Consider the following 19,312-nt stretch of genomic DNA (forward strand, 5'->3'; position numbering starts at 1 on the left):
GCCTAGGGTTCGATGCGCAGCACTTCGATCAACTGATCGCCGACGGGGCGCTGCCACAGCACCTCGTCGCCCACCTGGGCGCCCAACAAGGCACGGCCCAGGGGCGAGCCCCAGTTGATCAAGCCTGCGTTGGCATCGGCCTGGTCTTCACCGACCAACTGGATGCGCTGCTGTTCGTCCTGCTCGTTGGCGAACGTGACCCAACTGCCGATCTGCACCTTGTCGGTGGACGTGGCCGGCGCGACTACCTGAGCGCTTTGCACGCGTTGGTTGAAGTAGCGCAAATCCCGCTCAAGGTCAGCCTGGCGCTGTTTATCAGCCTGCTCACCCTTGGCGGACTCGGCGCTGTGCTCCCCCTGTAACTGCGCCACCTTGGCCTGCAACTGCGCCAACCCTTGCGCGGTCAGGCGGTTAGGTTGCGCGCTGACCTGACGCTCCACTGGCTGATCAGCCTGGGCCGCCGCGTTATCTTCATTTACAAAAGCTCGGCTCATGGCGTTCTCCTTCCTATGGAAGTTGGGCCACGTTCGCGGGCTGATCGTTCCCACGATCAGCGCGAGCGATAGGCTTTGGCAGCGTCGCGATCTTTTTCCTGCTGCCAATCGTGTTCGCGGTCGTCCCTGCGGTTTTCCTCGTAGTCACGCAATTCCTGATTCTCGCGCATGGCCTTGCACTGACGAAACCCGTCTTCCCAACCTTCGGCGTATGGCCGGTCTTTCAGATAGCGCGGCACATTCTTGCGAAACTCTCCGGTAATCACCCCAGCGGCCTGGCGCCCGCTGCTGCAACCGTCGTCAAAACCGTCGGCGAAGGCCGGTGGATAACCTTTGGCCAGTAATTCCTGATGGGTTGACTGGCAACCCGACAACCCCACCACAGCGCACAGCATGACCGCATACCGCCACATGGCGTACTCCCTGGCCGGTTAACGGCTGATAAGGAGAGTCTAGAAGGGGATTTGTTGGGGCGGTGTGAAGAAAAGGTGAGAAGGGTGTTTGGTTCACTCGCCGTTCGAAGTCGACGCTGTACCTATGGAGATGGAGCAATCTGTCTCGCCATAGGTACAGGGTGTGGGGTTGCGCTAATACCAGCCTGCTTTCAGGTGTCAGTCGTAATAACCCACTGTCTTTTTCAGTTGATCGGCGTATTCGTAAATCTCATCGATGGACGAAATCGCATGCCGCGTTTCATTTTTTTCCTCGTCGAATATCCCGAGGTATTTCTGGCTGCGATTGAAGTGAAGACGGCAAATCGGCTTACGGTTGTTATCGTCTAGCAGCACTCCAAAATAGCTCTGCGTATCCCTTTGTACGATTCGTTTTGCATCGACCACTGAGCGCACAACGGCCCGGACAATGTGATAACCCTCCAGCTCTTCCAGCGTCGTCAGGATTTTATCTTCTGTTTCATCTCGGTCTTGTGCGTCTGCCTTCGCGCTGTTTGTAACGGGTATTGATGCTAGCGAGGGTTGAATAACGCCGCTCATTGCGGACTTCAGACGATCGTTGATTTGATCATTCAGAAACTGGGCTAATGCTTTACGGGTCAGTTCGTAAAATTGCTCGCGAACCTTTTGTGTGATTACGCCCTCGTAGACACGGGAGGCGAAAAACTTCACAAAATCATCTTCTGGTTTGCTGACTTGGGTACCGATGAGCTTTTTCAATTGGCTGACATATTTTAATTCCCCAGCAGCATTGATGATTGAGTCGACATCGAACGCTGATTTGGTGAGCTTGATCAGTTCAGGTACCGAGTATTCATCAATATCCAGTAAGTCCAGTTCCAAAAACGGTTTTTCGTCCATTTTATTGGGGGCGTCCAAGTCGGTAAAGAACCTGTAGACCTGACCGTTGGTGAGGATGGAAATTCTTGCGCTTGTGACGTGAAAGTATCGAAAGAGCTGCGAGGCGTGATTAATACTCAGGGACTCGCCGATCTTTTTGCATTCGATGAGTATTTGCACCTCACCGTCCTTCATGATCGCATAATCGATCTTCTCGCCTTTCTTCGTTCCAACATCACAAACAAATTCAGGCATCACTTCCAGTGGATCGAACACGTCGTAGCCCAGCACCGTGTTGATAAAAGGCATTACGAAGGCATTTTTTGTAGCCTCTTCCGTTTGAATGGCCGGGCCTTGCAATCGAACCTTTGCTGCCAGACTGGTGAGCTTTTCAAAAAAATCCATAGTGAGCCTCTTACCTTTTCAGATCCGTGTTTAGGTTGGTGGCAGTTTGATATCCAACCAAGACTAGACGCAAACCTCCATAAAGCTAGGTCATTAGGAATAAGTTTTCACAGGTAAAAAGCTCAAAAAATGGCTGAAATTTTCTACCTGTATTTCAAAGAGTTAATTAGAGGCTTAGAGCTTCCATGCAGGCAAAGAAATTTGATTGTTTTCAGCCTGCTGTTCCGAGCGCGGCATGCTCAGCCAATTCCTGTTGAATAAATGCAGCAATCATCGCGCGATATACCTGCTCAGTGACGTCAGGGTTGGCGCCCACTACCTCGGATAATGCCCGCACCTTTGCGATTACTTGTTCAACCCGTTGTGGGGCCTTCACATCATCGGTGTCTTTTTTGAAGTGTGCAGCTTGGGAAACGAAGTGGCCGCGTTCGGCCAGCAATGTGACGATATGTTGGTCGAGGCGGTCGATGTTTTCGCGCACTTCTTCAAGGGTGTTGCAGGCAACAGTCATGTCGATGGATCTCCTGAATTTGGGGGGAGAGGGAGATGCGGTAGGGCTGACTATTCGCGGGCCAAATGTGGGAGCGGGCTTGCTCGCGAATGCGGTGCGTCAGGCAAATAATCAATGACTGACACTGCGCATTCGCGAGCAAGCCCGCTCCCACATTTTGAACGTTGTAAGGCTTGAGTCAGTAGTGGTACCACTTCAGCTCAAGCATCACTTCATTCACTGGCGTGGACAGGTGGCTGTACTCACGCTGGGCACTCAGGCGCAGGCCCAGGTTGCGTGACAGTTCCCATTGCTGGTTGAGGCTGATGCTGCGCCGCACTTCGCCATTGGTGAAGAAATCCCCCTTGGCTTCCAGGCTCAGATTGCCCAACGGGTTTTTCCACAGCACACCGGTGTTGAACCCTGCCGCCGGGGAGATGGCTTCGCTGAAGTCGTTGTTGTGCTCCACGCGCACGGTGCCGAGGGCGAAGCCGAGCATGTCGTCGGAGAGTTGCCAGGTGCCACCGGCGCCGCCGTTGACGTGGGCCACCAGGGTTTCGTCGTCGTGTTTGCCCGGCACCCGCTCCAGGCCGCCGGTGACTTGCCACGACCAGGGCTGCAGCAGCGCATTGCGCGGCGTCAGGGAGCGGATGGTGGCCAGGTCCAGTTGCTGGAGCTGCCAGTGATTGCCCTCGTACTGGCGCAATTTCATTTGCAGGATTTCGATCTGCGCGCCCAAGGGGAAGCCTTCGGCATTGTCGTTGAGGTCGTGGTAGGCCATGCGCAGGCCGTATTCACCGAAGGCTTTGTCGCCACGGGTGCCGATGCCGGCTTGCCAGGTGCGCGATTCGTGGCCGTTTTCCGGCAGGCCAGGCGGGGTGATCTTCAGGTCTGGTGCCGGGTTCTGGTTGATCGCGCGCAGCAGTTCGAAGCTGCGCTGGGAGCGTGTCGCGTCGCGCTCCAGGCCATTGGCGCGGTAGCGGCCCAGGCGGTAAGCGGCATCCACGATCAGTGCCTGGCGCTCGCGGGGCAGTGCTTTGAATGCAGGCTCTTGCAGTTGCTTCTGGTCATCGCTGACTTTCAACACCCACTGCTGCTCATCGCCGTCCAGCGGCTTGGCGCGTTCCAGCAGTTCACGTTCACGGGAGGGGCGATAGTCGATCTTCTCCACCAGCCCTGCATCTTTTACCGCTTTGACCGTGTCGGTAGGGATCGCGGTGAGCGGGAACTGTTCGGTCAGGCGCAGGCCGGGGCGGGCCACTTGCAGCAGTTCGAGCAGACGATAGGAGCAGTTTTCGTCGAAGAAGAAGTAATCGAACTGGATCTGCTTGAGCTCCCACACGTGCTCGACCATACGCTTGGTCTCGACCTCGGTGAGGTTCAGGCGGTATTCCCACAAATCGCGGTTTTCGAGGCTGCGGTATTCGGAGAGTTTCTCCTGATAGGGCACCAGGGCGAACAGGCCCGGATAACCGCCCATCAAGCCCTTCCAGGCATAGAGGATGCTGTTGTCGGAGCCTTCGATATAGGCACCGAAGTTGATCGCATAGCTGAGCAGCGCGGTGTTGTTGCTTTGCACGTCGGCCTGGTCGATGCGCAGCAGGGTGTGGCCGAACATCGACGATGGGCTGTTGAGGTAGGCCGCCGGGAAGATCATCACCGCACTATGGGGCGCGACGTCCTTGAACCACTGAGTGAACTCTTTGCACTCTAGGGCGGGCAGGTCGTTCAGTTGCAACTGCGCCTTGAGCCAGCGGGTGCGTGCGGGGTAGACGCATTGGGCGTGCTTTTCACCCAGGCTGGCCGGTGCATACAGCGCATCAACGGTGGCCTTGAGTTCGGCGTCCGGATGGTGTGCGCCATCGGGAGCGATGAAGAATTTCTTGTCGCTGACATAGCTGCGCCAGCCACTGAACTTGCCGGCTTCGTAGTGCCCCAGCGACAGCCAGAACGGATCATTGGCCAGTTGCTGCAAACGTTGATCGTCGAGGTGCGGTGCCGCATGCAGCGGGGCGCAGGCGAAGAGAGCCAGGCAAGCGAGGCGTTTGAGCATGGGGGCTACTTAAGTCGGACGGAAAAAAAGACCCAAGGTGGGCGGGTCGAAAAAATAAAACCCGCGCCTCGAAAGGCGCGGGCAGGTCGAGCTTAAGCCTGGGTTGCGTATTTCGCCAGACGGGCATCGCTTTTCAGTACAGCAATGGTGTTGTTGTGCACGTCGTCAGCGGTCACGTCAGCCTTGCTGAAGATCTGCTGGAAGTGCTCGTGGGTCACGGCCGCGAAGTGATCGCGATCTTCCGGCGCAACACCCAGTACCACCGCGTAGGTGGTCAGCGCTTCGCCGTTGCCTTTGGCCATGTCTTCGGACAGCTCGTTCATCATGCCATTCATGGCAATCCAGGACTTGCCGCCGTAGGTCAGGGCGCTGTTGGTGCTGCAACCGTTGGTGCCCGAGGTCATGCCGAAGGTGGCGTTACCCGAAGTACCGTTGGTGGTGGAGGCGAGGAAGTGGGCCGGAGTACCGCGCTGGCCTTCGAACAACATGTTGCCCCAACCGCAGTTCGGGCCACCTGGTGCTTCTGCCATTGCATTGAGGGAGACGACGGTGAAGAGAGTACCAAGAAGGATCCGTTTCATAGCTTTGTTCTCTTTGTGTGCAAACCAATGGACAAGGGTTCAGGTGCTCAACGCACCCTAGGGGCCAGTTATTAGTCCAACCCGCGCAGTTTGGAGTTTAGGCACGTTCCCAGGGTTCCGTGTTTTTTTATAAACATTCAGTGGCGGGCGATTTTTTTGCAGGACGCATGCGATGGCTATGCTTTCCCGAAAGCGCGCCTTGCCAGAGCGCTCAACCGGGAGCCAGAATGCCCCATCTGCCCCGCCTGATGTAAGGAAGCCCGATGCCTGATCCTGTTGCTGCCAGCTTGCGTCTAGCGCCCGAAGCGCTGACTCGCCCTTTCTCCGCTGAACAGTTCAGCTTCTCGACCACCAATGATTTGGAGCCCTTTCGCGGTGTGCTTGGCCAGGAACGTGCGGTTGAAGCCTTGCAGTTCGGCGTGGCCATGCCACGCCCCGGTTACAACGTGTTTGTCATGGGCGAGCCGGGCACCGGCCGCTTTTCGTTCGTCAAACGCTACCTGAAAGCCGAAGGCAAGCGCCTGCAAACCCCGGCGGACTGGGTTTATGTGAATAATTTCGATGAGCCCCGCGAGCCCCGCGCCCTGGAATTGCCAGGTGGCGCCGCCGCGGCGTTTATTGCCGATATCAACGGCCTGGTCGATAACCTGGTCGCCACCTTCCCGGCGGTGTTCGAGCACCCGACTTATCAACAGCGTAAAAGCGCCATCGACCGGGCGTTCAACCAGCGCTACGACAAAGCGCTGGACGTGATCGAGCGCCTGGCCCTGGAAAAAGACGTGGCGCTGTACCGCGACAGCTCCAATATCGCCTTTACGCCGATGCTCGACGGCAAGGCGCTGGACGAAGCCGAGTTTTCGCAACTGCCGGAAGCCGATCGCGAGCGCTTCCACACCGATATCTCCGAGCTGGAAGAGCGCCTCAACGAAGAGCTGGCCAGCCTGCCGCAGTGGAAGCGTGAGTCCAACAACCAGCTGCGCCAGTTCAACGAAGAAACCATCACCCTGGCGCTGCAGCCTTTGCTGGCGCCGTTGTCGGAAAAATACGCAGAAAACGCCGGCGTCTGTGGCTACCTGCAGGCCATGCAGGTTTACCTGCTCAAAACCGTGGTGGAGCAATTGGTGGACGACGCCAAGACCGACGCCCAGGCGCGCAAGCTACTTGAGGAACAATACTGCCCGAGCCTGGTGGTGGGCCACTCGGTCAACGGTGGCGCGCCGGTGGTGTTTGAACCGCACCCGACCTACGACAACCTGTTCGGCCGTATCGAATACAGCACCGACCAGGGTGCGCTCTACACCACCTATCGCCAGTTGCGTCCAGGTGCGTTGCACCGCGCCAACGGCGGTTTCCTGATCCTGGAAGCCGAAAAAATGCTCAGCGAGCCCTTTGTGTGGGATGCGCTCAAGCGCTCCCTGCAATCGCGCAAACTGAAGATGGAATCGCCCCTGGGCGAACTCGGCCGCCTGGCCACCGTGACCCTCAACCCGCAGATGATTCCCTTGCAGGTCAAGGTGATCATCATCGGCTCGCGCCAGTTGTATTACGCCTTGCAGGACGCCGACCCGGACTTCCAGGAGATGTTCCGCGTACTGGTGGACTTCGACGAAGACATCCCCATGGTCGACGAGAGCCTGGAGCAGTTCGCCCAGTTGCTCAAAACCCGTACTTCGGAAGAGGGTATGGCGCCGCTGACCTCGGATGCGGTCGCGCGCCTGGCGACTTACAGCGCACGCCTGGCCGAACATCAGGGCCGTTTGTCGGCGCGTATTGGCGACCTGTTCCAGTTGGTCAGCGAGGCGGACTTTATTCGCCACCTGGCCGGTGACGAGATGACCGATGCCGGGCATATCGAGCGCGCCCTCAAGGCCAAGGCCACGCGCACCGGCCGCGTGTCGGCGCGGATTCTCGACGACATGCTCGCCGGCGTCATCCTGATCGACACCGCCGGCGCCGCTGTGGGCAAGTGCAACGGCTTGACGGTACTTGAGGTCGGCGACTCGGCATTCGGCGTGCCGGCGCGGATTTCCGCCACGGTGTACCCAGGTGGTAGCGGTATTGTCGACATCGAGCGCGAAGTTAACCTCGGCCAGCCGATTCATTCCAAGGGCGTGATGATCCTCACCGGTTACCTGGGCAGCCGCTATGCCCAGGAATTCCCGTTGGCCATCTCCGCCAGTATTGCCCTGGAGCAGTCCTACGGGTATGTGGACGGCGACAGTGCGTCCCTGGGCGAGGCATGCACCTTGATCTCGGCCTTGTCGAAGACGCCGCTCAAGCAATGTTTTGCCATTACCGGCTCGATCAACCAGTTTGGTGAAGTGCAGGCGGTGGGCGGGGTCAACGAGAAGATCGAAGGCTTCTTCCGCCTCTGCGAAGCCCGTGGGTTGACTGGTGAGCAGGGTGCGATCATCCCTCAGGCCAACGTCGCCACGCTGATGCTCGACGAGAAGGTGTTGCAGGCCGTGCGTGCCGGGCAATTCCATATTTATGCGGTGCGCCAGGCGGATGAGGCCTTGAGCCTGCTGGTGGGCGAGGATGCCGGTGAGCCGGACGCCGAGGGGCAGTTCCCGGAAGGCACCGTGAATGCGCGGGTGGTGGAGCGCCTGCGCGCGATTGCCGAGATGATCAGTGAGGAAGATTTGAAGGAGGCGGAAAAGGAGCTGGCGCAGCAGGCGTTGGCAGAAGCCAAGCCGACCTGATAGCCAGGGCGAAACTGGATCAAAACTGTGGGGGGGCTTGCTCGCGAATGCGGAGTGTCAATCACTGAATCTGTGACTGAACCAGCGCATTCGCGAGCAAGCCCGCTCCCACATTGATCTATTAGGCCTGCCACAAAATTGACTCTCGCCTGGGACCAACGCCCGTTGGTCCCTACAACCTTGGTTTGTGGTGTTTTTCTTCTATTCTCAGACTCAGGGATATCCACAGGAGTCGCAGGATAGAAACAGCCTCGCCTTGCGCTGGGGCTGAACACCGATCTACCGAGGGGCGCCGCCATGTCGCGCAACCTTTGCCTTACTCGCCAGTGCCTGGGCCTGGTCACCCGTATCGAATGCTCCATTCGCCCTCTCGCCGGGGATAACGGGATGTGGACGCTGTTGTTTGCCGCCGGCATGTCGGGCGAGCAGCCTTCCACCGTCAAATCCCAGGGCCCGTTCCATGGGCCCTTCGTGGCAGAACGCATGCTGGGCACCATCGTTGATAGCCTGACCTTGCACGGCTACGAGCAAATGGACGAGCCGCAGATCTGGTGCCTGCACCTGCAGGCTCATCTGCGCCAACTCAATGGCGGCCAGGAGCGGCTAGCCCTCTGAGGATCGTTCCCACGCTCCGCGTGGTAACGCCGCCCCGGACGCTCCGCGTCCACTCAGGGCTATTTGCTCTCAGGCTTGTCCAGCTTCACCTCAAAGCCGTACTGCACGGTGCTGAGGTCGGTGCGCTGGTAACTTTCCAGCGTGGTCGGCTGGCCGTAGAAGTAATGCACGTCAAACATCGCCGTGCCGTATTCCTCGGCGCGGTGGCTGACGCCGAGAATCTCCTTGAGGTAATTGCCGCTGGCGTCCTTGGCGTAGAAGCGCCAGCTGTCGGCGGGGAAGTCCTTCTGGTCGACGATCAGCGCGTTGTCCTTGAGCGACAGGCCCTTGGGCAGCTTGGCGGCGTCAATCGTGGCCTTCTCGATGGTGGCCAAAAACAACGGTACCGAGCCCACCACAAACGCCGGTGTTTCCGGGAACAGGTTGAGGTCGTAGGTGAGCGTGCCGCTGACGGCGTTCAGCTCGAAAGCCTCGGTCGGCAGCTCGATAGGCTCGCCGCGCTCGCCCTTGTCGTCGGCGGTGAAGAAGGTGATAGGCGCGTCACTGTTGTTGCGCTCGGCACCGACCAGGTCGTCATTGAAGGTGAACGGGTGGTCGAACACGATTTTTGCGGCACTGGCGTCTTCGGTCGATTGGCTGATGGTGACGCTGTTTTTCAGCTGGTCCTCCGTCATCGAGGCATCTTTGAGCCAACTGGCGGCGCCGTCGTCATACACCGTGACCGGCATTGGCAGGGGCTGTACGGTGTTTTGCAGGCTGTTCCTGTCAAAGCGCATCACTGGCAGGTCCAGGTCTTTACGGGTGAGCGTGGCCTTGGAGAAATCCAGCACATTCACCTGCAGGTTATCGATCAGCCCGTTGAAATACACCTTGGCGTAATGGCTGGTCTGCTGGCGCTCGAAGGCTTTTTGCGCGTCGGTGAGCTGTTGATCGAAGGCATCGGACCACGCGGTCTGTTTTTGCATCTCGGCCAGTTGTTTTTCATAGAACGCCACTTGCGCGGCACTCTCGTTGATCGAGCCTGAGCGGGTCAGAAACTGCCCGGTGCTGTCCCGTGCCTGCACCAGCAGCGGGTTGGGTGACGCATCGCCCACTTCGGCGGCCAGGGGCTGGCTGTTGGTCAGTTCGATCTCGGCGTAGTTCTTTTCCAGCGTCAGCAGGTTGAGGGTGATGTTGCCGTCGGTGCGTTTATGGCCCACGTCTTGTTTGGTCAGGTCGAACGTCAGCACCTTGCCCGGGGTGATCACTTCCACCGCGCCCTTGAGGCTGATGGGTTGTGGCTGGCTCTTGTTTTCCGTCTCGATCCCTTCAATAAACGGGTAGGTCACCGTCAGGTCGTCGGGGTTGGTCAGGTTGGAACTGCTGGGGCTCAGTTGGATGCCGGGGTCGGTTTCTGACCATTCCGGCTGGAAGGGAATGACTTTATTGTTGCTCAGGGTGACCGACTGCCATTCCAGGCCATGGGGGAAGGGGAACTGGTCAGGGGCGTTGAAGTTGAACGGGAAGACCGGCTGCAAATCCGTCAGGTAGTCGGAGTGCGAGGTTTTGCGCAGGACGAACAGGCCATTGATGTAGGTGTCCACCAGCGCTTGGGGCGTAGGGTAATGCTTGAGCAGGGCCAGGCTGTCTTCGCCGTATTCGGCTTCGATGGGCTTGCTGGCGAGCTTGACGCGTGCACGCTCCAGCAACAGCAGCGAGCCGCCCAGGTCGGCGATGGCATCGCGCAGCTTGGGGTCCTGAATAGTGTCCAGGGACTGTTCGAACTTGGTGGTTTTCTCTTCGAGGGTCGCCTGCTTTTGCTCTTCTTTGGGGGAGCAGCCGCTGGCCATCAGCAACGCCGCGCACAGGCCGAGAGCGGCCAAAGGGGATCGCACATCCATCATCTGAGTTTTCCTGTCCGACATCATCGAGCCGAGTGAATGGCCTCGACACTAGCAGAAAAATTCTCTTACAGATGCCACTTGGGTCAGTTTTCTCGCGGTGACAGGGGCCAGGTGGCGGCTGGTATACTCGGCGCCATTTTTAGCCAAGCTGTGTGAGATTCAATGGAACGCTTTATCGAAAATACGATGTACGCCTCGCGTTGGCTGCTGGCGCCGATCTACCTGGGCCTGTCCCTGGGCTTGCTGGTCCTGGCGCTGAAATTCTTCCAAGAAATCATTCACGTGATTCCCAACATCTTCACCATGTTGGAAGCCGAAGTGATCCTGCTGCTGCTGTCGTTGATCGACATGGCCCTGGTCGGTGGCTTGCTGGTGATGGTGATGATTTCCGGCTACGAGAACTTCGTCTCGCAGCTGGATATCGATGAAAACAAGGAAAAGCTCAACTGGCTGGGCACCATGGACTCTTCGTCGCTGAAGATGAAAGTGGCGGCCTCCATCGTGGCGATTTCCTCCATCCACTTGCTGCGCATCTTCATGGACGCCAAGAACGTCGATCCTCAGCACCTGATGTGGTACGTGATCATCCACATGACGTTCGTGGTCTCGGCGTTTGCCATGGGTTACCTGGACAAACTCACCAAGCATTGATACCCCGCGCTGGCCTTACTGCTCCACGAAGTAATAAGGCTGGCGGTTGACTGCCATTTGCTTGATCACCGTAACCGGCTTTTTCAGCCGGTCGGTGTGGTCCGTCAACGCAACGTTGCCGGGCTTGGCGCTGAGGAAGGCGCGCAGTTCGGCTTCGGTGTTCAGGATCGGCAAGTAGGCCTGCAGGTAGAACACGCTGGCGCCGTCGATGCGCTCGTTGGGTTGATACATCGCCACCGTCCTGCCTTCGTCTTGCAGGGTCTGGATCTGGCTGATCACGGGTACGAATGAATGGCGCACATCGGCTTTGGGTGCAAACCAGAACGCCGCGCTCAGGTAGCAGGCGATCGCCAGGGTGAAAGCCCCGCCGATGATCTGCCGGTGATAACGGTACATCCCCGGCTTATGGTCCTTGGCCCACTCCAACAACACCCGCGCATATTCGGCGGCCAGTACCGCAGCGGCTGGCGTCAGCGCCATCAAATACACCGTGCGTTTACTGGAAGCCAGGGTCAGCAGGGTGAACTGCGCCACCAGCCACACACTGAAAAACAACCGATAGCGGTTGCGCACCAGGCTTTTGCGGAAGTGCCACAGGCCCAAGTACACCAGGATGTTCCAGGGCAGGAAGGCCTCGGGCAGTTTCGCGAGGTAATAGTAGAAAGGTTCGTAATGCCCGGCCTCGACGAACGAACCACTGAAGCGCCCGACGCTATTGGTCCATAACACCTCACCCACCGCCTGCATCCCGCCGCGCTGAAACAGAAACCCCAGCCAGATCAGCAACGGCACCAACGCCAACAAGGTGAACAGCGCCGGCTTGAGCCAATCGCCCAGCCGCAGGCGTTTATCCATCAGGCTGGTGCTGAACAAGTACACAAAAATCACAATGCCCGGCATCGCCAGGCCCAACACGCCCTTGCTCAACGTGGCGATGACCATCCCGGCGGTAAACAACGCCCAGGCCCAGGTACTCGAACCTTCACGCTCGGGCCGTACCGCCTGGTAAAACCCCAGCAGGGCCGCGGTGACACCGAGGCTGAGCAACGAATCCTCACCCACACCCCGCACATTGCCCCAGTAACTGGCCATGGTCGCCAGGATCAACGCGGCACTGAACGCCAGCGCCTGCGGCCGCCCGAACCGACGCAACATCCCGTACAACAGCATCACACTGAACAACCCGGCAAACGCCGACGCCAGGCGCACCGCCCCGGTGCTGGCGCCAAACAAACGAATCGCCCCGGCATCCAGCCATAGGCTCAGGGGCGGTTTTTCCAGGAAGGGTTCACGAAACAGGCGCGGCACCACCCAGTCATTGTCCAGGTGCATCGCCATGGCGATCCCGGACACCCGGGCTTCGGTAGAGCCTTGCAGCTCGTGGTTGCCGAGGGCGAAAAAGAACAATAGAGCAGCAAGCAAGAGCAGCAGGGGAGCAGGGCGCGTCATGGAATCTGGCTACCGAGGCATGAGACCGATCGGGCGACCGGTCATGGGTAGTCAGGGAGTATACGAGCGCGATTCTTAACCTTTGGTGAACGGCCGCGGGGTTTTTCTCCGGCGCGTCAAGGCAGTTTCAAGCTGGGCACTGCCGCTTTGCCTTGTGCGGTCAGCACCGGCTCCAACTGCTCCCAGGTGAAGGCCAAGTCGTTGTCGCAACCGTCACCATTGGCCGGTGTCGAGAGTTGCAGGCCCTGAGTGTTGAAGCTCAGGTGAAAGTTGGAGTAATCGGTAATCGCCGGGCAGCCCTCGTCGGCAGTGGTTTGCTTGGCCAGCCAAGTGCTGAAGGCGGCCGGCAGCTTCAAATGGCCGGAATAGGCGTCATGCCATTGCTGATGGCCGCCGAGCCAAGTCCATGGGTCCACACTCTCGCCGGTTTGCAGGTTCCAGGAGTGCAGGCCCCAACTGATGCCCATGGCGCCTTGGCCCGCGGCCCAGCGGTAGAACCGCACGGTGAGAAATTGCGATGACCAATAGGCAGGCTCAACCTCGATCTCACTGGTATAGACCGAACCGTTTCGACCCAGGTATTCACGCCGTTCATAAAAATAGTCGGTTAGATCTTCGTCATTGACGGCCAACGCGGCGAGTTGCTGGTTGATCTTCTGCACCGCCGGGCCATCGCCCTCCAGCTTGAGCGTGACGCGGGGGCCTTGGGTCTTGAGCTGGTAGGTGTGGTTGTGGAAAGTCTTCTTCTCGGTCTTGATCGGCAACGGCGCGGCTTCCATGGGCGCGTTATAGGCATCGCTACCGCAGCCGTCCGTACCAATGCGGCGCAGGGCCAGTGGCAGCGGCGCACCGCCATCGGTTTTGCTCCAAGCACCAGAAAGAGTATCGCCCTGAGGTTTTTGCAGGGCCCAGAAACCGGTGTTTCCTTCCTCCACCCACGGCGCGTTGTCGTTGGCCTGAGTCAACTGAATCGGGGTACGGATGCGCTGGTAGTAATAACTGCCATGCTCACCATCGGCGCCGTTGAAACAGGCGGTGATAGCGGACTTGCCCAAAGTACCTTGCCAAACCCCGGCCAACTCGGCAGCGGTGGCGAGTGAAGGGATGACGGCGAGGGCGATGACGGCGAAGGGCTTGAACACGGGTATCTGACTTCCGGTTGTCTGATAAAGGCCGTCAGGGTAATGGGAAGTGTGAGGGGATGCCAGCGGGCGAGATGCGCTGAGGCGTCTCGCCCGTTTGCGTGTTTTAGGGGTGTGGCGGATGGGTAGTGAATGGTTGGGTGTTCAAGACTCGTTCTACCAGTAGCTCACCCAGAACGATCAATTGTTGGGCGGCCAGCAACTTGTGGCGGTGCGCGCCTTCAAGTTCGAAAGCCAGGTCGGTGGTCATGGCGTTGAGGGAAGCGAGGGTTTCGCTGGCTTGGATTAGCAGGGTTTCGGGGTGGATGTTTTCGGCGAGGGTGAAGAGGGTGGTTGGGGGATTGGGGGTGATCTTTTTCATGGCTCAAACTCCTTGATTGATGGAGTCGCCAGACATCGCTGCTAAACGAAAAGGGTGGCGACCGTACGCGGGTTAGCAGACCAGGAATCAAGGAACCCGGCGCACCCGAAAGTGCCCCACGCACAGCCGCCATGATACGAACCAGCGGATGCTGAAAGCATCGCTCGAACGGATGGTGGCTTTGCAGGCCTTGATATTAACCGAGCTGCTAAACCCGGTCGCTGATTTTGCAGCGACAGGGGGAAGGCTAGGCTTGTTGGGCTGAGTGCGCTAGTTCACCGACAGCTCGGCAACTTGCGGGAAAATTCCGGGGCCCGGCCCTGTTGACCTCCCCCGTCGTCAGGCTCTGTTAAAAGCTCCAGTCCTCAGCCTGAACCAACTGGCAGAACGGCCCGCACCGCCCCGGTGTTGGTGCCTTTAGTGAACGGATGGGGAAATATTGAGCGCAGGTGTTGCGTTCGTCACCACAATCCCCAAAGGCCCGCTGCGCTTTTCCACCGTCGCCCAGCCCTGATCACCGCTACCGCCCACATGGCAGATCTTGATCTGCTTGTTCACTTCCGTATCGAACACCAGGATGCCCGAGCAACTACGGCTGCCGCCTGTTGTGTATTCGTACTGGGTTGTGTAGGTGCTGAGCGTCGCACTTGTAAGAAGGATGACGACTGCTAGCAGGGAGATCATGGCCATGGCACTTGCGATGAACGTACCGAGAAAAATTTTCAATCGGTCCAGGGGCTCTTTACGCAGCCATTCGGTTTTCCTGACGCGCCACACATAGAGCATCAGCACAATTGCCAGCACCGGCGACGCGATCAGGCAGATCTTCTCGGCCAGCGGCTTGAAGTGCACAGACGGCCAGATAACGAATACCCAGGCCAGCACCAGCGCCATGGACACCAGCATGCCAATGGCGACCGGTATTACGAAGGCGTAGGAGTTTTTGTTCAATGGGAGTTCGTCCTTGTCATCAATGCTTTGAGGGCCGCGGCGGGGGATATGATGGCAGTGATGCGCTTGGATGTCTGAGACGCATGACAGAAAAAGGCCGAGCCGCTGAACGCGCCTCGGCCTTTTGGTTACTGGAAGTTTTGCCTGTCTTGGGTGAGCACCAGCACCCGCTCAACCAACAGCTCACCCAGCACGGTGAGTTGCTGAGCGGCTAACAGCTTGTGACGGTTGGCGCCTTCAAGTTCGAAGGCCAGGTCGGTGGTCATGGCGTTGAGAGAGGCGAGAGTTTCGCTGGCTTGGATCAGGAGGGTTTCGCAGGAAATGTCTGGAGAGAGTGTGAAGAGGTTGGCGGTGGGGGGATTGGGGGTGATCTTTTTCATGATGAAGCTCCTACACTGTTCAAGGAGCTGCCTCCCCCTGCTGTCAAACAGAATAGGTGGCAGCTGTACGCGGGTTGACAGACCGGAAGTGTAGGAACCCGGCGCACCCGAAGATGCCCCACGCACAGCCGCCATGAACGGGGCGTAATGCGTAAGCATGCCGCCTTATCACGGGGTGTGAAAGGTTACACTTTTCGGCCTGTCAAAGCCGGTCGCTGATCATCAGCGACGCAAAGAAGTTAGCGTTGTGAGGTGGCTTGCGCTAGTTCACCAACAGCGCGGTATCTTGCGGGAAAATTCCGAAGCTCGGCCCTGCGGGGTTCAAGCCTGGATTCATGATTATTACTGGTGTGTTTTTGCCCGGCGAAAAAAGCTCAGGACTGCTGGGCAGGTTCTAACAATTGCCTGCGCGCTGTACTGAGCTGGTAGAGGGTTTTGTTCAGTCGCTGCCTGAGCGCCAAGGACGAGATAGGGCTATCGTCGAGTCTGGCGCTGCGATTGCTGCAACAGTCGCAGGTTATTCGCGACAGATGAGTTTGACCAGTTCACCAACAGCGCGCCATATCGCGGGAAAGTTCCGAAGCACTGCTCTGGCGACTTTCTTTCCTCCGGAAACCTCTGCTAAAAGCTCCAGTCCTCAGCCTGAACCAACTGGCAGAACGGCCCATTGAGCGTGGCATTGTGATGAGCCACGATGGCCTCGGCTTTCATCAAAGGCGTATCAGAACAGGTATGACCGTCGGCGATAAGTACCGCATCGAAGCCAAGATCACGCGCGGCACGGCAGGTGCTGTCGATGCAGTATTGCGTTTTCATTCCGGTGACTACCACACCGGTGGCGCCGCTGGAGCGCAGATTGTCCGCCAGGTCAGTCATTGCAAAAGCGTTAGGCCGACGCTTTTCGAACACCACTTCCCCGCCCAGTAACTTCAGTTCCTGTGCAATCAACGTAAGCGGGCTGCCCGGTTCGATCGGCGAGCCAGCTGGGCCGATGTGGCGAGCGAGAAAAATCGGCGCACCTGCGCTGCGTGCCTTGTCCATCAGGGTATTGAGGGTTTCCAACAGCTCGTCGCAACGCCAGGGTTTGTCCGGACCGTGGATGAGTCCGACTTGGATATCGAGTATCAAGAGGGCGTACATAGGTGCATCTCCTTGCGTGTGAACCAGCGACACAAGGGCATAAAAAAAGACCCTGTCCATCGCTGGCGGGCCTTTGAAGTTCGTTAGTTATTGGCTCACGACACCTCGCACGCTCCGCTGTCAACGGTCGTGGTGGTGGTTGTCGAGGTGAGGCAATAGGCAGTCATGAGCTGACACTAGCAATATCGCCGTCGGCTGGCAACACAACCTCCAATGTCGCCTCTGTGCGCAAAACAGTCGTGTGAGTTCAAGTCACCAGCGCCCACCTATTGCATGCTTGAGTTCAAATGCTGGCATAAAGGAGGCCACGCTGATGCAATCTCAGGAAAAGGATCTTTCTCTTGTTAACAACCTCTCGTTCAGCCACGACGAAATCGAAGTATTTCGTCGCCAAGGGTTTATCAAACTCAAAGGCTTTTTATCTGGGCACGCCATTCAATCCTTGAAGCAGGCGGCCCGTTCGAAAGTGATCTCTGCACGGGAGTCGAAGTCCGCCTACGGGGACTCCTTCAGCCGGTTGACCTACGATCTGGGGACAACCGATGCGGTGAAAAACATCTATTCCTCGATCGCTTTCAGGACGGCCTTGGTGACGTTAATCGGGCATCCGCTGATCATGACCGAGTCCCAGAGTTTCGAGCTTACCCCGCATAAAGAGGGTTTTGCCTGGCACTACGATTCCCTGAGTTTCAGGTACATCCGCCCTCAGGACGCAGCCTTCAGCGTGTGGATCCCGTTGGATCCTATCGACAATTCAGGCCAAGGCGGGGGCATGGCTTATCTAGCCGAAGACATCTATAGCGCGAAGGCGAATTTCCAGATGGCCAGCCTGCTTTCCAGAAAAATGGTTGCCGGCGTTTCCGTGGAGGACTTTTCCGCGCATTTGAGAGCTGTGTTCCAAACGCCCAGCCTGCTCACAGACCTGTTTGAAGCGTATAAGACCCAAGACGATTTTGAATTGGGCGATGTACTGCTGTTCACCAAGTCGATGTGGCACCGCTCTGAACCGCTCTTGCCAGGGCCGCTCGCGACTCGACTGGCGGTGACCATGCGTTTTCTCGATTGGCGTTCACGATTGGACAAAACGATGTTCGAAGGCGAGTCTGAAAGCGGTGGCGGCGTAGGAATGGGGGTCAATTGGGGCAGGCCGACCCAAACCGCCTATGGCTCGCAATTTATCGACATCAATGACGGCGAGGAAATTCGCACTTCCACCTATTGTGGGCCTGTCATCTGATGCCCCCGCAAAGGTCGCCTGCAGAGGAGCGCTAATGTCCAGATCCTACGCGCTGGGGGTGGCAGCTGCGGTATTTGCCACCTTTAGCTGGGCGCTTAATTTTCTATCGCCCTACATGATGGGCGCGTTCGGTCCGATTGACTTCATTACCCTGCGGTTCATCGTGTCCGGCTGCATCGGCCTGGTGATGCTGCGCATCTATTGGCCTGGCGACCCTGCTTTAAGCAGGCGCTCAATCCTCAACGTCGGGCTGCTTGGCGTGCTTGGCTATGCGGTGTACATCGGTTGCATCATGGGCAGTGTGCTCAATGGCGGCGCTATAATCGCACCGGCATTCCTGAGCGCTACACCGGTCATCATTGCGGTCGCAGGCAATATGATCGAACGCACCACCACCTGGAGCACCCTCGCTGTCCCAATCATCCTGGCGGTTTGCGGGTTGGTCGCGGCAAACTATGGCACCTTGGTCGGCGTTTTAGACAATGACCTGACCTCCTACCTGGTCGCGGTCAGCTACGCCGTGGGTGCGGTGCTGACCTGGCTGATGTTCAGCATACTCAACCAGAAGATGCTGGCGAAAATCCCCAGGGTGCACGCAGGCCTATGGACCGGCCTGATGATGGTTGGCGCCGGTCTGAGCGTGGTCGTGTTCGTGCCGTTCGGGCTCGTATCGGACCTGTACGCCTATCCCCACCTGGACCTGCACTTGGGCAACACCCTGCCGGTGCTGGCTGCCGCAACGGCGCTGGCCTGTGTTGCCTCCGTTGGCGGCGCATGGGCCTGGAATTTTGCCAGCCAAAGGCTACCGATGGCCCTGTCCGGGCAGCTTATTTCAGTAGAAACGATATTCGCAGTCGCCTTTGGGCTGATCGCCGAGCAGCGCTTGCCTACCGGTCTTGAGGTTCTGGGTATCGTTGGGCTGTTGGCCGGTGCTTCGATTGCGGTGAGGGTGATGGCTCAGGGGGATCGCGAGGGGGGGAAGGTGCAGGTTTGACTGATTGAGTCGGCGGGTAGGTATGACCAATAGCGGATTTACAGGCACAAAAAGGACGTTCAAGGGCGTCTTTTTTCGTTCATTTGGTGAGCCGGGGTAATTTGAATCCGTCGCGTAAAATATTGATTTATAAGATCAATATAGTTCCAAATTTTTAATTGGAATACCAATTGGAATACTGCACTCCACTTGCCCACACGTTTGCATTCGATCTGACCAGCACGCTTCGTGACCATGAGCCATCAAATCCTTTTGCCGGCTGATGTGATTAGCGATGTCGGTAAAGAACCCCTTACCTCAGCAACGAAGCGTAACCGTCCGGCCATGTCATCTACCCAGCCCCGCAAAGCCAAGACATCGTGTGCACTCAAATTTAAGTGAGCACCAGATCTAGCCTTTTAAACGGGTATTTCATGCAGCCAACACTCGGTTCCTATTCCAAGGCCTTCAAAGCCCAGGTCATTCAATATGGGTGCCCAGCACGGCACTACA

The 19,312-nt window shown here is 57.9% G+C and carries 18 protein-coding genes; 5 read left to right on the plus strand and 13 right to left on the minus strand.

The window, feature by feature from the left end; all coding sequences use genetic code 11:
* Positions 1 to 2: 2 nt before the first annotated feature.
* The 6 genes from BMH52_RS14705 to BMH52_RS14730 form a co-directional block, all read right to left on the minus strand.
* Positions 3 to 494 (minus strand): GreA/GreB family elongation factor, encoded by a 492-nt coding sequence (locus BMH52_RS14705; protein WP_073844113.1) that lies wholly within the window; start codon positions 492 to 494, stop codon positions 3 to 5.
* 56 nt (positions 495 to 550) lie between these two features.
* Positions 551 to 907 carry a hypothetical protein gene (locus tag BMH52_RS14710; protein ID WP_003194277.1) on the minus strand — a complete coding sequence of 119 codons (357 nt, stop codon included), beginning with the start codon at positions 905 to 907 and terminating at the stop codon, positions 551 to 553.
* A 198-nt stretch (positions 908 to 1,105) separates the two neighbouring features.
* On the minus strand, positions 1,106 to 2,191 hold the full coding sequence (locus BMH52_RS14715; protein ID WP_057711063.1) for a type I restriction endonuclease: 1,086 nt from the start codon (positions 2,189 to 2,191) through the stop codon (positions 1,106 to 1,108).
* A 211-nt stretch (positions 2,192 to 2,402) separates the two neighbouring features.
* Entirely contained in the window at positions 2,403 to 2,702 is a 300-nt protein-coding gene (locus BMH52_RS14720) for a chorismate mutase (RefSeq protein WP_073844115.1), read from the minus strand.
* A gap of 178 nt (positions 2,703 to 2,880) precedes the next feature.
* Positions 2,881 to 4,734 (minus strand): DUF4105 domain-containing protein, encoded by a 1,854-nt coding sequence (locus BMH52_RS14725; RefSeq protein WP_073844117.1) that lies wholly within the window; start codon positions 4,732 to 4,734, stop codon positions 2,881 to 2,883.
* 92 nt (positions 4,735 to 4,826) lie between these two features.
* Positions 4,827 to 5,315 (minus strand): DUF3015 domain-containing protein, encoded by a 489-nt coding sequence (locus tag BMH52_RS14730; protein ID WP_003194274.1) that lies wholly within the window; start codon positions 5,313 to 5,315, stop codon positions 4,827 to 4,829.
* A 263-nt stretch (positions 5,316 to 5,578) separates the two neighbouring features.
* Here BMH52_RS14730 and BMH52_RS14735 point away from each other — a divergent pair, with 263 nt between their 5' ends.
* Positions 5,579 to 8,017, plus strand: coding sequence for a Lon protease family protein (locus BMH52_RS14735; protein ID WP_014719999.1), 2,439 nt, complete (start codon positions 5,579 to 5,581; stop codon positions 8,015 to 8,017).
* A gap of 297 nt (positions 8,018 to 8,314) precedes the next feature.
* Positions 8,315 to 8,632, plus strand: a complete 318-nt coding sequence (locus BMH52_RS14740) for a hypothetical protein (protein WP_003194269.1) — start codon at positions 8,315 to 8,317, stop codon at positions 8,630 to 8,632.
* A gap of 59 nt (positions 8,633 to 8,691) precedes the next feature.
* On the opposite strand, the gene BMH52_RS14745 is transcribed toward BMH52_RS14740, so the two are convergent.
* Positions 8,692 to 10,515 carry a hypothetical protein gene (locus BMH52_RS14745; RefSeq protein WP_083610642.1) on the minus strand — a complete coding sequence of 608 codons (1,824 nt, stop codon included), beginning with the start codon at positions 10,513 to 10,515 and terminating at the stop codon, positions 8,692 to 8,694.
* Between the two features lie 162 nt (positions 10,516 to 10,677).
* On the opposite strand from BMH52_RS14745, the gene BMH52_RS14750 reads away from it, so the two are divergent.
* Entirely contained in the window at positions 10,678 to 11,166 is a 489-nt protein-coding gene (locus BMH52_RS14750) for a TIGR00645 family protein (RefSeq protein WP_014719996.1), read from the plus strand.
* 15 nt (positions 11,167 to 11,181) lie between these two features.
* On the opposite strand, the gene BMH52_RS14755 is transcribed toward BMH52_RS14750, so the two are convergent.
* From BMH52_RS14755 to BMH52_RS14780, 6 genes are all read right to left on the minus strand, one after another.
* Positions 11,182 to 12,615: a glycosyltransferase family 39 protein gene (locus BMH52_RS14755; RefSeq protein ID WP_073844119.1), complete on the minus strand. Its 1,434-nt coding sequence runs from the start codon at positions 12,613 to 12,615 to the stop codon at positions 11,182 to 11,184.
* Between the two features lie 116 nt (positions 12,616 to 12,731).
* Entirely contained in the window at positions 12,732 to 13,757 is a 1,026-nt protein-coding gene (locus BMH52_RS14760; protein ID WP_073844122.1) for a hypothetical protein, read from the minus strand.
* Positions 13,758 to 13,863: 106 nt separating this feature from the next.
* Positions 13,864 to 14,118 (minus strand): DUF6124 family protein, encoded by a 255-nt coding sequence (locus BMH52_RS14765; protein WP_073844124.1) that lies wholly within the window; start codon positions 14,116 to 14,118, stop codon positions 13,864 to 13,866.
* A 417-nt stretch (positions 14,119 to 14,535) separates the two neighbouring features.
* On the minus strand, positions 14,536 to 15,069 hold the full coding sequence (locus tag BMH52_RS14770) for a hypothetical protein (RefSeq protein WP_073844126.1): 534 nt from the start codon (positions 15,067 to 15,069) through the stop codon (positions 14,536 to 14,538).
* Between the two features lie 128 nt (positions 15,070 to 15,197).
* Positions 15,198 to 15,449, minus strand: a complete 252-nt coding sequence (locus BMH52_RS14775) for a DUF6124 family protein (protein WP_073844129.1) — start codon at positions 15,447 to 15,449, stop codon at positions 15,198 to 15,200.
* Positions 15,450 to 16,070: 621 nt separating this feature from the next.
* The gene (locus tag BMH52_RS14780; RefSeq protein WP_073844131.1) at positions 16,071 to 16,589 is read right to left on the minus strand and encodes a cysteine hydrolase family protein; all 519 of its coding nucleotides are present in this window, start codon (positions 16,587 to 16,589) and stop codon (positions 16,071 to 16,073) included.
* A gap of 313 nt (positions 16,590 to 16,902) precedes the next feature.
* Here BMH52_RS14780 and BMH52_RS14785 point away from each other — a divergent pair, with 313 nt between their 5' ends.
* Positions 16,903 to 17,826: a hypothetical protein gene (locus BMH52_RS14785; protein ID WP_073844133.1), complete on the plus strand. Its 924-nt coding sequence runs from the start codon at positions 16,903 to 16,905 to the stop codon at positions 17,824 to 17,826.
* Between the two features lie 34 nt (positions 17,827 to 17,860).
* The gene (locus tag BMH52_RS14790; RefSeq protein WP_073844135.1) at positions 17,861 to 18,820 is read left to right on the plus strand and encodes a DMT family transporter; all 960 of its coding nucleotides are present in this window, start codon (positions 17,861 to 17,863) and stop codon (positions 18,818 to 18,820) included.
* Positions 18,821 to 19,312: the final 492 nt, after the last annotated feature.

The sequence above is a fragment of the Pseudomonas sp. BTN1 genome, from assembly GCF_001907715.1.
GTDB lineage: Bacteria > Pseudomonadota > Gammaproteobacteria > Pseudomonadales > Pseudomonadaceae > Aquipseudomonas > Aquipseudomonas paracarnis.

What these genes read in the sequence shown, in the direction of transcription:
- BMH52_RS14705 (WP_073844113.1), bottom strand. Translation starts at nt 494, where the DNA reads ATGAGCCGAGCTTTTGTAAATGAAGATAACGCGGCGGCCCAGGCTGAT.
- BMH52_RS14710 (WP_003194277.1), bottom strand. Translation starts at nt 907, where the DNA reads ATGTGGCGGTATGCGGTCATGCTGTGCGCTGTGGTGGGGTTGTCGGGT.
- BMH52_RS14715 (WP_057711063.1), bottom strand. Translation starts at nt 2,191, where the DNA reads ATGGATTTTTTTGAAAAGCTCACCAGTCTGGCAGCAAAGGTTCGATTG.
- BMH52_RS14720 (WP_073844115.1), bottom strand. Translation starts at nt 2,702, where the DNA reads ATGACTGTTGCCTGCAACACCCTTGAAGAAGTGCGCGAAAACATCGAC.
- BMH52_RS14725 (WP_073844117.1), bottom strand. Translation starts at nt 4,734, where the DNA reads ATGCTCAAACGCCTCGCTTGCCTGGCTCTCTTCGCCTGCGCCCCGCTG.
- BMH52_RS14730 (WP_003194274.1), bottom strand. Translation starts at nt 5,315, where the DNA reads ATGAAACGGATCCTTCTTGGTACTCTCTTCACCGTCGTCTCCCTCAAT.
- BMH52_RS14735 (WP_014719999.1), top strand. Translation starts at nt 5,579, where the DNA reads ATGCCTGATCCTGTTGCTGCCAGCTTGCGTCTAGCGCCCGAAGCGCTG.
- BMH52_RS14740 (WP_003194269.1), top strand. Translation starts at nt 8,315, where the DNA reads ATGTCGCGCAACCTTTGCCTTACTCGCCAGTGCCTGGGCCTGGTCACC.
- BMH52_RS14745 (WP_083610642.1), bottom strand. Translation starts at nt 10,515, where the DNA reads ATGATGGATGTGCGATCCCCTTTGGCCGCTCTCGGCCTGTGCGCGGCG.
- BMH52_RS14750 (WP_014719996.1), top strand. Translation starts at nt 10,678, where the DNA reads ATGGAACGCTTTATCGAAAATACGATGTACGCCTCGCGTTGGCTGCTG.
- BMH52_RS14755 (WP_073844119.1), bottom strand. Translation starts at nt 12,615, where the DNA reads ATGACGCGCCCTGCTCCCCTGCTGCTCTTGCTTGCTGCTCTATTGTTC.
- BMH52_RS14765 (WP_073844124.1), bottom strand. Translation starts at nt 14,118, where the DNA reads ATGAAAAAGATCACCCCCAATCCCCCAACCACCCTCTTCACCCTCGCC.
- BMH52_RS14775 (WP_073844129.1), bottom strand. Translation starts at nt 15,449, where the DNA reads ATGAAAAAGATCACCCCCAATCCCCCCACCGCCAACCTCTTCACACTC.
- BMH52_RS14780 (WP_073844131.1), bottom strand. Translation starts at nt 16,589, where the DNA reads ATGTACGCCCTCTTGATACTCGATATCCAAGTCGGACTCATCCACGGT.
- BMH52_RS14785 (WP_073844133.1), top strand. Translation starts at nt 16,903, where the DNA reads ATGCAATCTCAGGAAAAGGATCTTTCTCTTGTTAACAACCTCTCGTTC.
- BMH52_RS14790 (WP_073844135.1), top strand. Translation starts at nt 17,861, where the DNA reads ATGTCCAGATCCTACGCGCTGGGGGTGGCAGCTGCGGTATTTGCCACC.